Origin of the sequence: Phytohabitans aurantiacus (genome assembly GCF_027923225.1) — a bacterium.
In the GTDB taxonomy this organism is placed as follows: Bacteria; Actinomycetota; Actinomycetes; order Mycobacteriales; family Micromonosporaceae; genus Phytohabitans; species Phytohabitans aurantiacus.
The window spans coordinates 93,271-107,675 of record NZ_BSDI01000006.1 but is presented as its reverse complement, the minus strand read 5'-3'; the positions used below and the strand labels follow the sequence as shown (position 1 = coordinate 107,675).

Below are 14,405 nucleotides of genomic sequence, written 5' to 3'. Positions count from 1 at the left end.
GCTACCGGATGACGCGGCCGCGCAGCACGATCCGGTGCGGCGCGCGTACCACCCGCAGGTCCTGTCGGGGGTCGGCCTCGTAGACCACCAGGTCGGCGAGGCCGCCCTCGACAAGGCCGGGGAAGCCGAGCCACTCCCGGGCGCCCCAGGAGGCGGCCCGCAGCACGTCGAACGCGCTCATACCCGCCGCTTGCAGGCTCAGCATCTCGTCGGCCACCCGGCCGTGCGTGATGCCACCGCCGGCGTCGGTGCCCACGTAGATCGGCACGCCCGCCTCGTACGCCGCGCGCACCACCGCCGGGAACCCATCGCCGAGGGCGCGCATGTGGTCGGCGTACACGGGGAATTTGTCGTCCGCCCGTGCCGCGATGTCGCCGAACGTCGCGATATTGATCATGGTTGGTACGAGGGCGATGCCCTGCCGCGCCATCTCGTCGATCAGTTCGAGCGAGAGCCCCGTGCCGTGCTCGACGCAGTCGATGCCGGCACGCACGAGGACCTCGACGGCCTCCTCGGAGAAGAGGTGCGCGGTGATCCGCGCGCCCGCGTCGTGCGCGGCGCGCACCGCCGCCGCCAGCGTGGCAGCGTCCCACGCCGGCGCCAGGTCGCCCACGGACCGGTCGATCCAGTCGCCCACGAGCTTGACCCATCCGTTGCCCGCGCGCGCCTGCGCGGCCACAACCGCGGGGACGTCCGGAGCGCCGACCTCGACGCCGATGTCGCGCAGATAACGCTTCGGCGGGGCGACATGCTGGCCGGCGCGGGCCAGTCGCGGCACGTCGGGGTCGTCGTCGAGCTGGGGGTACGGGTACGGCGAACCGGCGTCGCGGATGGCGAGCACCCCGGCGTCGCGATCCTTGGCGGCCAACTCCTTCGCCTGCGCGACATCGCCGACCGGGCCACCGCCCGGTGCGATGCCGATGTGGCAGTGCGCGTCGACCAGCCCCGGCACGATGTATCCGCGGTCAGCGATCGTCGTCGCGCCCCGTACCGGCTCGAACGTGACCCGGTCCCCGACGAGCCAGAGGTCACGCTCCTCGCCGTCGGGCAGCAGGACGCCCCGTACGTGCCCGATCATTCGTCGGAGTCGGGCTTCTTCTTGCCGAGCTTGCCGAAGTCAATCTTGGGGAGCTTGAAGCCGGGCGGCATGCCACCGGCCCCACCCAAGGCGCTCGGGTCGAACCCGGCCGGCAGCTGCGGCATGCCACCGGGCATCCCACCCGGCATGGCGCCGCTGGTGCGCGGGCGGTTGCCGCCCTTCGTGCCCTTGCGCTTGTTCTTCGGCGACTTGGTGGCTTTGCGCCGGCCACCGGGCAGGCCCATCATCCCGCCCATCTGCTTCATCATCTTCTGCGCCTCGACGAAGCGGTTGAGCAGCTGGTTGACGTCCATGACGGTCACGCCGGAGCCGTTGGCGATGCGCGCGCGACGGGAGCCGTTGATGATCTTCGGGTTGGTGCGCTCGCCCGGCGTCATCGACCGGATGATCGCGGTGACCCGGTCGAAGTGCTTGTCGTCGAGCTCCGCCAGCTGGTCCTTCATCTGGCCCATGCCCGGCATCATGGCGAGCACGTTCGCGATCGGGCCCATGCGGCGCACCGCGATGAGCTGATCGAGGAAGTCTTCCAAGGTGAAGGTCTCGCCGCCCATGAGCTTGGCGGCCATCTTCTCCTTCTGGTCGGCGTCGAACGCCTGCTCCGCCTGCTCGATCAGGGTGAGCATGTCGCCCATGCCGAGGATGCGGCTCGCCATCCGGTCCGGGTGGAAGACGTCGAAGTCTTCCAACTTCTCACCGGTCGACGCGAAGAGGATCGGCTGGCCCGTCACGTGCCGTACCGACAGCGCGGCGCCACCCCGGGCGTCACCGTCGAGTTTGGACAGGACGACACCGGTGATGCCGACCCCGTCGCGGAACGCCTCGGCGGTCGTCACCGCGTCCTGGCCGACCATCGCGTCGATGACGAACACGACCTCGTCCGGGTCGACCGCGTCACGGATCGCGGCCGCCTGCGCCATCATCTCGGCGTCGATGCCGAGCCGGCCGGCGGTGTCGACGATGACGATGTCGCGGGCGACGCGGCGGGCGTGCTCGATCGAATCCTTCGCCACCTGTACCGGGTCGCCGACCCCGTTGCCCGGCTCCGGCGCGTACACCTCGACGCCCGCCCGGCCACCGAGGACCTGGAGCTGACCGACCGCGTTGGGGCGCTGGAGGTCGGCGGCGACGAGCAGCGGCTGGTGGCCCTGCGCCTTCAGCCAGCGGGCCAGCTTGCCCGCGAGCGTCGTCTTACCGGAGCCCTGGAGGCCCGCCAGCATGATCACGGTGGGCGGCTGCTTGGCGAACTGGAGCCGCCGCGCCTCGCCACCGAGGACGCCGACAAGCTCCTCGTGCACGATCTTGATGACCTGCTGGGCCGGGTTGAGCGCCTGCGACACCTCCGCACCGCGCGCCCGCTCCTTGATCGCCGCGATGAACGCCTTGACCACTGGCAACGCGACATCGGCCTCCAGCAGCGCGAGGCGGATCTCGCGCGCGGTCGCGTCGATGTCGGCGTCGGTGAGCCGGCCCTTGCCACGGAGCTTGGTAAAGATCCCGGACAGCCGGTCGCTCAAGGTGTCAAACACAGAGCCAGGGTACCCGGGGCTAAAGGGGGACCAACCCGGACTGGTACGCGAAGACCACGAGCTGGGCGCGGTCGCGGGCGCTCAGCTTGATCATGGCGCGGCTGACATGGGTACGGGCCGTCGCCGGGCTCACCACCAGCCGCTCGGCGATCTCGTCGTTGCTCAGCCCCTCCCCGACCAGCCCGACGATCTCCCGCTCGCGCTCGGTGAGCGTGCCCAGTTGCGGGTGCGGCTTGGCGGCCCGGCTCGGGCGGGTCGCGAACTCGCGTACGACCCGTCGCGTGACGGACGGCGACAGTAGCGCCTCTCCCTCGGCGACCAGCCGGACGGCGCGCAGCAACTCGGCGGGCTTGGTGTCCTTGATCAGGAACCCGCTGGCCCCGTACCGGAGCGCGTCGAACACGTACTCGTCCAGCTCGAACGTGGTCAGCACGATCACGCGGGTCTCCGCAAGCGACGCGTCGGCCACGATGCGGCGGGTCGCCTCGATACCGTCGATGCCGGGCATGCGCACGTCCATCAGGATCACGTCGGGGCGCTCGCGCCGCGCCATCTCGACCGCCGCGAGGCCGTCGGCCGCCTCGCCCGCCACCGCCAGGTCGTCTTCGCTCTCCACCAGGGTGCGCAGGCCGAGGCGCACCAGGTCCTGGTCGTCCGCGATCAGTACACGGATCATGAGAGCGGCAGCCTCGCGTACACCCGGAAGCCGCCGCCCGGCATCGGCCCGGCGTCGAACTCGCCACCCAGCGCGTCGACGCGTTCCCGCATGCCGGCCAGGCCGTGCCCCCCGCCCGATGGTGGGGCGGCGGTGCGCCCAGTGTCCGTGACCTCCACGGTGACCTCCTCCGTCTTGTACGCCAACCGCACCGTAGCCGTGGCCGCCCCGGCGTGCCGGAGCACGTTGGTCAGCGACTCCTGGACCACCCGGTACGCCGCCAGATCGATCACCGCGGGCAGGTCGCGCCGCTCGCCGGTGACCTCCACCGTCACCGGTACGCCGGTCTCGGACATCCGGGCGACCAGGGCGTCGAGGCGGGCCAGTCCGGCGGTGGCGGCGCGGGTCTCGTCGCCCTGCGGACGGCGTACCAGCGCCAGGGTGACCCGCAGCTCGTCGAGCGCCTCGCGGCTCGTGCGACTGATCGCGTTCAGCGCCGCCTCGGCCTGCTCGGGACGCTTGGGCAGCAGGTGCAGCGCGATCTCGGCCTGCATGTTGATCGCCGACAACCCGTGCCCCACCACGTCGTGCACCTCCTGCGCGACCCGCAGCCGCTCCTCGTCGGCGTACTGGCGGGCCAGCTCGGCCTGGTTTCGCGCGGCGGCCTCCCTGGTGAGCCGGACCGTCACGCCCACCGCGAACGGCACCACCGCCCACGCCGAAGCCGGTACCAGGCCGCTGAAGTCGCCGTCGACCACGATGTGCGCCATCAGCACCAGGAGGGCCGCACCCGTCCAGATCGCCGCCTCGCGGGTCGGGTGGTGCCGCGCGACGGTGTAGACCGCGACCAGAAACGAAAGCAGGATCGGCCCCCACGGGCCGCCGCCCACCAGGTACGCCGAGGCCAGGAACGCCACCGCCGCGAGCGTCCACAGTGGGCGCAGGCGGCGCGCCACCAGGATCGACGCGGCGATCACGACCAGCGCGTACATCCACCAGGTGACGTCGATCTTCTGGATCTTTCCGGCGCCCGTGGTGCCGATCAGGCCGATCACGATCAGCACCACGGCGAGGATCGCGTCCTGCGCCAGCTTCCGCCTCACGATGTCCATCTTCCTTGAGGAATCGCTGTCCATCTTGCTAGAGGATGTCGCGGCGCCGCAGCAGCAGCCCGCCGAGCAGTCCGAACACCACCAAATACGCCCCCACCACGGCCGCGGCCTGGCCGGAGCCGACCAGCTCGGCCACCCCGGGTGTCTGTGGCGACGTGCCGAGCGCCGCCACCAGCGAACCCGCGTTCGGACCGGGCAGGCCCTTCTGCGCCTCGGCGACCCAGTCGAGCAGCGGGGCGGCGACGGCGGTGAGCAGGTTCTGCACCGCCATCAGCCACACCAGGCCCAGCCCGATCGGCATCGCCACGCCGCGCAACCCGACCGCGAGCACGACGCCGAGCATCGCCCACATCATCGCGATCAGCCAGCCGGCGCCGACCCCGACCGCGAGGTCGCCCGCGGAGGGCCAATGCATCACCGCCCCTTCGGCGGCTGCGATCGCCGCGCTGGTCACCGCGCCAGCGGCGAAGAGCGTCACGACCATGACGAGGACAGCGAGGCCGATCGCCGCCAGCTTCCCCGTGTACACGGACAGCCTCGACGGCCCCTGCGCAAGCACCGTCTTCCAGGTGCCCCACCCGTACTCGCCTCCCGTGGCGAGCACGCCGAGGATCAGCGCGATCGCGCCGGCGAATACCGGCCAGCCGCCGATCGAGTTGCCGACCAGGTGGTCCGGGAGGGTCGACGCGACGCCCCGGTCGGCGGTCGGTCCGTCCGCGCCGGCGTACGGCACCAGGTACGTGAAGGTCAGGCTGAGCGCGAGGGCGACGGCGAGCAGGAGCCAGTTCGCCGGACGCCGCACCAGCTTGGTCAGTTCGGCACGAGTACTAGCCCACATGGGTCATCTCCAGGAAGACGTCTTCGAGTTCGCGTTCGCGTACGCCCAGTTCGCTGACCGCGATGCCGGCGCCGACAAACTCGGCGTTGATCCACGCGGCCCGGTCGTGCGAGACGTCCAGGTCGAGGCCGGCGCCGTCGACGCGTACCCGGTCATCGCCCAGCAGGGCGCGGGCCCGCGCGGCGGCGGCGTCGATCGGGTCGGCGACCACCCGCAGCCGGGCGCCGCCCCGCAGGTCGGCGACCGTGCTCTCGGTGATCAGCCGGCCCTGCGAGATCACGCCGACCCGGTCGCAGATCTGCTGCACCTCGCCCAGCAGGTGGCTGGAGATCACGACGGTGCTGCCAGCCGCGCCGAGCCGCCGGATCAGCGCCCGCATGTCGGCCATGCCGGCCGGGTCGAGGCCGTTGGTGGGCTCGTCGAGGATCAGCAGGCGCGGGTCCTTGAGGAGCGCCGCCGCCACGCCGAGGCGCTGCTTCATGCCGAGCGAATAGGTGCCGTAGCGGTCCTTGCCGCGCTCGGCGAGGTCCACCATCTCCAGCACGATCTCGACCCGCCGTGCGGGGACGCCCGCGTACCGGGCGAGCACCCGCAGGTTCTCGCGCCCGGACAGGTACGGGTAGAAGGCCGGGCCCTCGATCAGGGCACCGATCTCGGCGAGCCGCCCCGGCTCCCGCCCGAGCATGCGCACCGTGCCGGACGTCGGCCGGATCAGCCCGAGCAGCATCCGGAGCGTGGTGGTCTTCCCGGCGCCGTTCGGGCCGAGGAAGCCGTAGATCTCACCGCTCTTCACGGTGAGGCTCACCCGGTCAACGGCGAGGTGCCCGCCGTACCGCTTCGTGAGCTCGTGTGTCTCTACCGGAAACATGCCTCCAGGCTCCCGGCGCGGGAGCCTGGAGGCGTCCGCCACGAAACGACACGCGACGTACGCCACCCGACGTACACGCCGGGGCGCGCGCTACGCGAGGCGGCGGACCAGTACCAGCCGCGGGCGAGTGAGCAGGGCGGTCAGGAACACCGCCAGGGTCGGGGCCAACAGCACCGTCACCGCCAGGGGACCCCAGGGGACGTGCCACTCCAGGTCGCCGCGGAACGCCACCATCCCCGCTGCCGGAGCGACGCCGCCCACCGCGCCCAGTACCGCCCCGACGCCCACGATCAGCCCGGCCTGTGCCGCCGCGATCCGGCGCCGCAGCCGTGGCCCGGCTCCCACAGCGGCCAGTGTGGACAGATCGTTACGCATCTCGGACGTGGCCAGGCCGACGGCCACCGCGCTTGCGGCCAGCGTGACGACCGAACTGATCGCCGCCAGTACGAGGAACATGGCGCCGTAGTCCCGCCCGCCGGGGAGCGGCTTGGCGCCCACCGTCACCTCAGCCGGCTCCGCGCTTGACCCGTCAGTGAGCTGCGCGGCCAGGACACGGGAGTTGGCGGCGACGATCTCCGCCTCGGTGGGCACCCGCGTCACATCGATGATCGCGCCGCCGGGAGACGCCGTGAGCCCGTACCGGGACGCCGTCTCGGGCGAGACGACCGCGCTGGGCAGGTCGAGGTAGTAGTCGGGCGCGGGTACGACCACGGCCGGCATGCTGGCTCCATCGATGATCGAGAGCGTGCCGTCGGGCGCGTGCTCGCGGTAGAAGGCAACCGCCCCGCCGTCCCGCAAGGCCCGCATCGCGGCCTCCGGCGGTTCCGCCCCGGTCACCGCCCGGATGACCTCGGCGCCGCCGATGGCCACGATCTGCGACACGAACGCCGGCAGCCCTCCGTTCTCGTACAACGGCCCGGGCGCTGCGGCCGCCTGCTCGGTGGCCACCGTCAACGGCACCACGTCTCGCATGGGCAGTTCTCGCGCGGCCTCCCGTGCCGCCGTCTCGGGTACTCCCGCCGGCACCAGCACCTGGCCGGTACGCGCGTTGGGCTGCCTCAGCTCGCTCTCGGTGGACTCCGCCGCGTTGAACAGCATCAGCGCCATGCTGCCGGCGACCGCCGTGCACACCGCGGCCGCCGAGGCAGCGGTGCGCAGCCGGTGGCGGGCGGCGTGCCGGGCCGCGAGCCGCAGCGCCAGCGGAAGCCGCCCGGCCGCCCGGCCCAGTACCGCCACCAGCAGCGGCGCCATCGCCGTCACGCCCAGCAGGATCGCCACGGTGCCCGCGGTCACGGTGGCGATGCTGCCGGTGGGCCCGGACGCGACCACCGCGGCAGCCGCGCCGCAGGCCGCCAGCAGCAGGCCGCCGACCAGCCACCGAACGTTGCTGCCCTTCGACACCGCCTCCCGGTCGGCCATCGCGGCCCGCACGGTCTGGCGGGCCGCCGCGCGCGCCGGCCCCAGCGCGGCGAGGAGTCCGACCACGACCGCGAACAGCGCGATCCCGGTGAGCCACAGCATCGGTACCGCGCCATCGTTGATCGGATGGTTGGCGATCCGCTCCACCTGGCCACGGTTCGACCAGTACGCCAGCGCGCCCAGCCCCACGCCGGCGATCCCGGCGAACGCGCCGAGTACGAGCCCGTTGGCGAGCACCATGCGGGCGACCTGGTGGCGGCTGGCACCGACGGCGCCGATCATGGCCAGCTCGCGCCGTTGCCGGCGAGCGCCGACCGCGAACGCGGCACCGGCGAGCAGCGCCACCTGGGTGCCGGCGAAGCCCACGACGAGCATGAACGCGGCCGTGCGGAGGGCCTGCTCGGCCGCGCTGGGCCCCACGTCGGGCCGGTGCATGGTGGACACCTGGGTATCCGGTGTGGAACGCGGATTCCAGGACGCTCCCTCGGGAACCTGGATCAGAGCGTGCCTGCCGCTGTCGGACAGCGCCTGGTCGGCTCCGGTGACCAGGAGCGGAAGGCTCAACTCGCTGGAGGCGTCGATGATGCCGACGATGGTCCGTTCCCGGGGCGGGATGCCGGCCAGTACCCGGTCGCCCACCTTCACCCCGTCCAGCGACGCCAACCGGCCCGAAAGCGCCGCCTCGCCGGGCCCCCGTGGTGCCCGGCCGGTGCGGACGGCGAACATGCCCTCCGTCAGCGGATCGTCCACATTGACCGACATGTAGTCGCGTACGCGGTAGGTGTCGCCCGTACGAACCACCGTGTGGCCGTACGTGATCCAGGTGCTCTCGCTGCCGGCCGGGAGCCCTGCCACCACCGCCTCCAGCCCGTCTCCGCTGATCTTCCAGTCGGCACGCCCCAGCCGCCAGCTGGCCTCGGTATCGACCGAGGTGTACGTGGCGGTGTAGGACAGCGCCAGGAAGGTGCCGGCGAACACGGGCAGAGCCAGCATCAACACGATGAGCAGGGTGCGTGCCTTGCTCCGGTACGCGGCCCGGCGGGCCACCCGTACCGCGACCCGCCACGACCCCGCGGTCTCCGAAAAACTCATGACGACAGCAGCTCCTCGACCCGGTCCCGCCCGCCGGTGGAGTCGACCAGCCGGCCGTCGCGGAGGAAGACGATCCGGTCGGCCCAGCTCGCAAAGCGCGCCTCGTGCGTGACGAGAACGCCCGCCGCGCCCGCGTCGACCCGAGACCGGATGAGATCGAGCACCGCCTGCCCGGTAACGGAGTCCAGCGCGCCGGTGGGCTCGTCGGCGAGCAGCAGGCGACGCTGCCCGATCATCGCCCGCGCCACGGCCACGCGCTGCTGCTGGCCGCCGGAGAGCTGGTCGGGGAACCGGTCCGCGGTGCCGTCCAGCCCCACCTCGGCGAGCGCGGCGACCGCCTCCGCACGGGCGGCGCGCGCCGAGACACCAGCCAGTTCACGGGGCAGGGCCACGTTTTCGGCGGCGGTCAGGCCGGAGACCAGGTTGAAGTCCTGGAAGACGTATCCGATGTGGTCGCGCCGTAAGCGGGCCAGCGCGGCGGGGCTCAGCCCATCCAGGGCGGTGCCCTCCACCCGTACCTCGCCGGATGTCGGAGTGTCGAGCCCGCCACCGATCGCGAGCAGCGTCGACTTGCCCGAGCCGGACGGGCCCATGATGGCGACCAGTTCGCCGGCCTCGACCTCCAGTGTCAGGCCGTCGAGCGCACGCACGGTCGTCTCACCGGACCGGTACTCCCGGGTGACGCCGTAGAAGCTCAACACCGCGCTCATCGCGCACCCCGCACGGACGCCGCGGGCCGCCCAGGCTTACGCAGGCGGACCACCGGTGCCAGCCGGCCGCCCCGGCGCAGCACCGTCGACTCGACGTGGTCGAGCCAGCGCACCTCGCCCTCCAGCGCGAAGACGAGGCTGTCGATCAACAGCACGCCCGCCATGTCGTCGGTCTGCTCGGCGTCTCGCCGCAGCGTGTTGTAGTCCCGCATGAGGCGCAGCGACTCGGTGCGCTGCCGCTGCACGACCTCGGCGACGTCGACACCGGATGTGGTGGCTGCCATCAGCAGCTTGACGGCCAGCTCGTTGCGCGGCCGGTCGGCGTCCGCGACCGGCGTCGAGAACCACCCGTCGAGCGCCGCGCGGCCGGCTTCGGTGATGGCGTACATCGTGCGGCCCTGGGCGTTCGTGCCCTCGGCGGCGACGAGCTCGTCTCGCTCCAGCCGCTCCAGCGTCGTGTACACCTGCCCGACGTTGACCGGCCACGTGCCCCCGGTCCGCGCCTCGAACTCGGTGCGCAGCTGGTACCCGTACTTGGGCCCATCGGCGAACAACGCCAGCAACCCAAACTTCACACTCACGGCGCCACCTTACTCAGTAAGTAGTTACCGAGTAAGCAGTATGCACGCGGCCACCACCCCCGTCAACCAAGAAGCCCCGCCCCTGCGGGCCACCCGCCCATGACGGCGCGTCACCACGCCGTGCACGCCGATCAAGGGCGAATGCACGCGGTTTAGAGATCAAAGCGCGTGCATTCGCCCTTGATCGATGCGGATGGCCTTGATCGGCGCGCAGGGCGCGGCGACACACCGCCACCAACCCCCTCAAACCCCGGCGGCTAGCCCGGCCACGACGGCGCACCGCCTCACCCTCTTTTCGTCCCAGTGGCACGGCCTGGATCAAGGGCGTTCGCATGGATCAAGGGCAAATGCACGCGGAAACGAGATCGAAGCACGTGCATTTGCCCTTGATCGACGAAAGAGGGGGTGGGCGGCCTGCGACGTGGAGCTGAGGTCTGTCAGGCGACGGCGGTTAGGACGGCGGCTTCGACCTTCTCCCGCTCGGTCTCGTCGGACCAGGCTCCGACCAGGTAGAACGCGTCTACCACGTCGCCGCCCAGCGTGGAGATCCGAGCGGCGCGCACGTGGGCGCCGGCCTCGTCGAGTGCGGACGCGACCCGGTACAGCAGCCCCGGCGCGTCGGCGGCCCGCAGCTCCATGACGACCGCGTCGGTGGCCGCCTCGCGGTGCCAGACGATCTTTGGTGCGGCGCCGCTGCCACGGCCGGAGAGCCCTCGCCCGCGCAGCCGCTGCGTGACCGACACGTCGCCGGACACCGCCCGCCGCAGGTCGCTGGAGAGCGCCAGCGCGTCCGGCGGCGTGCCGTATCTCGGCTGCACCCGGAATTCCACCAGCGCCCGCCCGTCCACCGTGGACGCGTCGGCGGTGAGCACCTCCAGCCGGTGCAGGGCCAGGCAGCCGGCCACCGCGGAGAGCAGCCCGCGCCGGTCGGCGGCGGCCACCGCCACCCGGTCGCCCTCCAGGTGTACGACCGGCAGGGGCCCCGCCACCAGCGCGGGATCGGGCTTCGGAGGCGCTGGCAGTACCCCGGTGTCGAGAGCGATGTGGACGCGGCGGACCAGCTCCGCGATCAGCCGGCCTTTCCAGTCGGACCAGGCCGCCGGGCCGGTGGCCTGAGCGTCCGCGCGCGCCAGCCCGTGCAGCAGGCTCAGCGTGGTGGGGTCGCCGACCGCGTCGGCGACCGCCTTGATCGTCACCGGGTCGGAGAGGTCGCGGCGGGTGGCGACCTCGGGCAGCAGCAGGTGCAGCCGCACCAGCTTCTCGATCGTCCGCACGTCGGCGGGCGGGAGGCCGATCCGGGTCGCGATGCCGCCGGCCACGGGGATGCCGGTGGTGCTGTGGTCGCCCGGCAGGCCCTTGCCGACGTCGTGCAGGAACGCGCCCAGCAGCAGCAGATCGGGCCGGTCCACTTCGCGGGTGTACGCGGTCGCCTCGTATGCCGCCTGCACCAGATGCCGGTCCAATGTGTACTGGTGCACCGGGTTGTGCTGCGGCAGGCTCCGCATCCGGGTCCACTCCGGCAGCCAGCCGTCCACCAGCCCGTACCGGTCGCACGTCTCCCACGTGGGCACCAGGCCGAGCCCGGCACCGAGCAGGGTCACCAGGGCCGACCGGGCCGCCTCCGGCCACGGCGCGGGCAGCGGTGGGCAGTACGCGGCAAGCCACTCGCACGTGGCCCGCGCGATCGGCAGTTGGGTGACCGCCGCGGCGGCCGCGACCCGCAGCGACAGGCTGGGGTCGGGCCGGGCCCCGATCGCGGTGCGCGCCAGCACCAGTTCGCCGTCCTGCTCCACCACGTCGCGGGCGACGGGACGGCGCAGCGGCTTGCCGTCCGCGCCGCGTTTGCGGCCGCCGGTGCGCAACCGGTCGGCGGAGCGCCACGCGTCGTCCAGCGCGTGCGTGATCGTGCGGGCGTCGCTCGCGACGCGGCGCAGCAGCGCGTCGCCGTCTTCGAGCCCGACCAGGTGGGCCACGGACTCGCGTTCCTGGGCCACCAGCCGGTCGACACGGCGACCGACGCCGCTGTGCAGGGCGTCGCGGATGTCGAGCAGGCGCAGGTGCGCGGCGCGGACCTGGGGCCGCAGGGCGTCGGAGAGGCCGGCCTGCGCGATCGCGCGCAGGATGCCGACGTCGCGCAGGCCGCCGGCGGCCTCCTTCAGGTCGCCCTCCAGCAGGAACGCCAGCTCGCCGTGTACCTTCCAGCGGGCCAGCGTGATCTCGCGCAGCTTGGCCAGCTGCCGCACCGCGATCCGCCGCCACTGGTCGGCGGCCGCCTCGATGAGCCCCATGGTGAGCTGGCGGTCGCCGGCGACGTGGCGGGCGTCGAGCAGGCTGAGCGAGACCTTGACGTCGTCGTGCGCCACCGACAGCGCCTCGGGGAGGGTGCGCACCGAGTGGTCCAGCCCGATGCGGGTGTCCCAGATCGGATACCAGAGCGAGGTGGCGAGCTCCTCCACGCCCGGCACCCCGGTGTGCAGCAGGATCAGGTCCAGATCGCTGTGCGGCGCGCACTGGAGCCGCCCCAGCCCGCCGAACGCGACCAGCGCCACCCCCTCCGGCCACGACGGCAGGAGTGAACTGAGCCAGATGTCAAGCGCCGCCGCGCGCTTGACGCGCGCGGCGGCACCGACTTCCTGCGTGATCTCTATCAGAGCGCGTCCAGGCCACGCTCGCCGGTGCGGACGCGGACGACGTCTTCGACCGCCGTCACCCACACCTTGCCGTCACCGATCTTGCCGGTGCGCGACGCCGTGACGACGGCGTCGACGACCTTGTCGACATCGATCTCGTCGGTCAGCACCTCGACCCGGATCTTCGGAAGGAACTCCACTGTGTACTCGGCACCCCGGTACACCTCGGTGTGGCCCTTCTGGCGCCCGTACCCCTGTACCTCGCTGACGGTCATGCCGGCCACGCCAAGGGCGTGCAGGGCCTCCTTGACCGCGTCGAGCTGGTACGGCTTGATGACCGCAGTCACCAGCTTCATGCTCAATCCCTCCATCGGTCCGAGGTTAACCGGCGACCTTCTCGCTGACTGGCTTCTGTGCGGCGGTGTTCGCGGACGGAGCGATGCCCGCCTGCGCGAACGCGCCACCACTACCCGCCGCGGGCGAGAGGTCGTAACCGCTCTCCGCGTGCTCCGCGACGTCGATGCCGTCGACCTCGGCCTCGCTCGTCGTCCGCAGGCCGATCGTGAACTTGATGGCCAGCGCGAGGACAGCCGCGATGGCGAACGAGTACACCGACACGATGCCGCTGGCCAGCGCCTGCCGGCCCAGCTGCGTCACGCCGCCGCCGTAGAAGAGGCCCTCGCTCGCGCCCAGGCCCTCGATCGCCGAGTTGACCTGAAGGGTGGCGAAGAAGCCGATCGACAGCGAGCCGATCCAGCCGGCGACGAAGTGGACGCCCACGACGTCGAGCGAGTCGTCGAAGCCCAGCTTGTACTTGAGGCTGACGGCCCAGGCGCAGACCGCACCGGCGATGATGCCGAGCAGCACGGCCGGCATCGGGGCGATGAAGCCACAGGCCGGGGTGATGGCGACCAGACCCGCGACGGCACCGGACGAGGCGCCCACCAGGGTCGGCTTGCCGTCCCTGATCCACTCGACGATGATCCAGCCGAGCACACCGGCCGCGGTCGCGACCTGCGTGTTGATGAACGCGGCGGCGGTGGTCGTGTCGACGGTCAGCTCGGAACCGGCGTTGAAGCCGAACCAGCCGAACCACAGCAGACCCGCGCCGAGCATCACGAACGGCACGTTGTGCGGCTTGAAGCTCTCCTTCGGCCAGCCGATGCGCTTGCCGAGAATGAGCACGAGGCCGAGCGCGGCGGCACCGGCGTTGATGTGCACCGCGGTTCCACCGGCGAAGTCGAGCGCCTTGATCTTGGCGCCAATGAAGCCGCCACCCCACACCCAGTGCGCGACCGGGACGTAGACCAGCGTGAACCAGCCGAACGCGAAGACCAGCCAGCCGGCGAACTTGAGCCGGTCGGAGACCGCGCCGCTGATCAGGGCGACGGTGATGATCGCGAACATCATCTGGAAGGCGAGCACCACGTACGTCGGGATGCCGGTGCCGGCGCCGAGGAAGAGCCACTCCTCGCCGATGAAGTCCGTCTCGGTGCCCAGGTACTGGGTGAAGCTGCCGATGATGTTGTTCAGACCGGCGTTGCCGTTGGTGCCGAACGCCAGCGAGAAGCCGTAGATGACCCAAAGAACGGAGATGAGCCCGATGGCGCTGAAGCTCATCATCATCATGTTGAGTACGCCCTTGGACCGGTTGAGGCCTCCGTAGAACAGGGCCAGACCCGGCGTCATGAGCAGCACGAGCGCAGACGACAGGAGCAACCAGGCGGTATTGCCCGTATTGATCTCCACGCTGCCTCCTCTCGGTTTGGTTGCCTCCCTCCGGCAGAACCTGGGGCAGCGTTGCCCGAGCGCCGGTTGTGCGGAAGCTTCCAGGCAGGCTGTTTCACGCACAGTGCCCGTACGGTTTCCACAACA

At 71.7% G+C, this 14,405-nt stretch carries 12 protein-coding genes; all 12 read right to left on the bottom strand.

What is annotated here, in order from left to right:
• Position 1 precedes the first annotated feature (1 nt).
• Positions 2 to 1,078 carry an amidohydrolase family protein gene (locus QMG73_RS07455; RefSeq protein ID WP_281893319.1) on the bottom strand — a complete coding sequence of 359 codons (1,077 nt, stop codon included), beginning with the start codon at positions 1,076 to 1,078 and terminating at the stop codon, positions 2 to 4.
• Positions 1,075 to 2,625, bottom strand: coding sequence for a signal recognition particle protein (gene ffh, locus QMG73_RS07450; protein WP_281893318.1), 1,551 nt, complete (start codon positions 2,623 to 2,625; stop codon positions 1,075 to 1,077). The genes QMG73_RS07455 and ffh overlap by 4 nt, the downstream gene beginning before the upstream one ends.
• Positions 2,626 to 2,644: 19 nt before the next feature.
• A complete protein-coding gene (locus QMG73_RS07445; protein WP_281893317.1) occupies positions 2,645 to 3,301 on the bottom strand; it encodes a response regulator in 657 nt (218 codons plus the stop codon).
• Positions 3,298 to 4,392, bottom strand: a complete 1,095-nt coding sequence (locus QMG73_RS07440) for a sensor histidine kinase (RefSeq protein WP_281893316.1) — start codon at positions 4,390 to 4,392, stop codon at positions 3,298 to 3,300. The genes QMG73_RS07445 and QMG73_RS07440 overlap by 4 nt, the downstream gene beginning before the upstream one ends.
• 28 nt (positions 4,393 to 4,420) lie before the next feature.
• On the bottom strand, positions 4,421 to 5,230 hold the full coding sequence (locus QMG73_RS07435) for an ABC transporter permease (RefSeq protein ID WP_281893315.1): 810 nt from the start codon (positions 5,228 to 5,230) through the stop codon (positions 4,421 to 4,423).
• Positions 5,220 to 6,098 carry an ABC transporter ATP-binding protein gene (locus tag QMG73_RS07430; protein ID WP_281893314.1) on the bottom strand — a complete coding sequence of 293 codons (879 nt, stop codon included), beginning with the start codon at positions 6,096 to 6,098 and terminating at the stop codon, positions 5,220 to 5,222. The genes QMG73_RS07435 and QMG73_RS07430 overlap by 11 nt, the downstream gene beginning before the upstream one ends.
• A gap of 90 nt (positions 6,099 to 6,188) precedes the next feature.
• Entirely contained in the window at positions 6,189 to 8,609 is a 2,421-nt protein-coding gene (locus QMG73_RS07425) for an ABC transporter permease (RefSeq protein ID WP_281893313.1), read from the bottom strand.
• Positions 8,606 to 9,319 carry an ABC transporter ATP-binding protein gene (locus tag QMG73_RS07420; RefSeq protein WP_281893312.1) on the bottom strand — a complete coding sequence of 238 codons (714 nt, stop codon included), beginning with the start codon at positions 9,317 to 9,319 and terminating at the stop codon, positions 8,606 to 8,608. The genes QMG73_RS07425 and QMG73_RS07420 overlap by 4 nt, the downstream gene beginning before the upstream one ends.
• Complete coding sequence (locus QMG73_RS07415; RefSeq protein WP_281893311.1) at positions 9,316 to 9,900, bottom strand: PadR family transcriptional regulator; 585 nt, start codon at positions 9,898 to 9,900, stop codon at positions 9,316 to 9,318. Before QMG73_RS07415 ends, QMG73_RS07420 begins: the two co-directional genes overlap by 4 nt.
• A gap of 437 nt (positions 9,901 to 10,337) precedes the next feature.
• Complete coding sequence (locus QMG73_RS07410) at positions 10,338 to 12,551, bottom strand: [protein-PII] uridylyltransferase (protein ID WP_281893383.1); 2,214 nt, start codon at positions 12,549 to 12,551, stop codon at positions 10,338 to 10,340.
• Positions 12,548 to 12,886, bottom strand: a complete 339-nt coding sequence (locus QMG73_RS07405) for a P-II family nitrogen regulator (protein ID WP_281893310.1) — start codon at positions 12,884 to 12,886, stop codon at positions 12,548 to 12,550. Before QMG73_RS07405 ends, QMG73_RS07410 begins: the two co-directional genes overlap by 4 nt.
• A 25-nt stretch (positions 12,887 to 12,911) precedes the next feature.
• Positions 12,912 to 14,279 (bottom strand): ammonium transporter, encoded by a 1,368-nt coding sequence (locus QMG73_RS07400; protein WP_281893309.1) that lies wholly within the window; start codon positions 14,277 to 14,279, stop codon positions 12,912 to 12,914.
• Positions 14,280 to 14,405 lie beyond the last annotated feature (126 nt).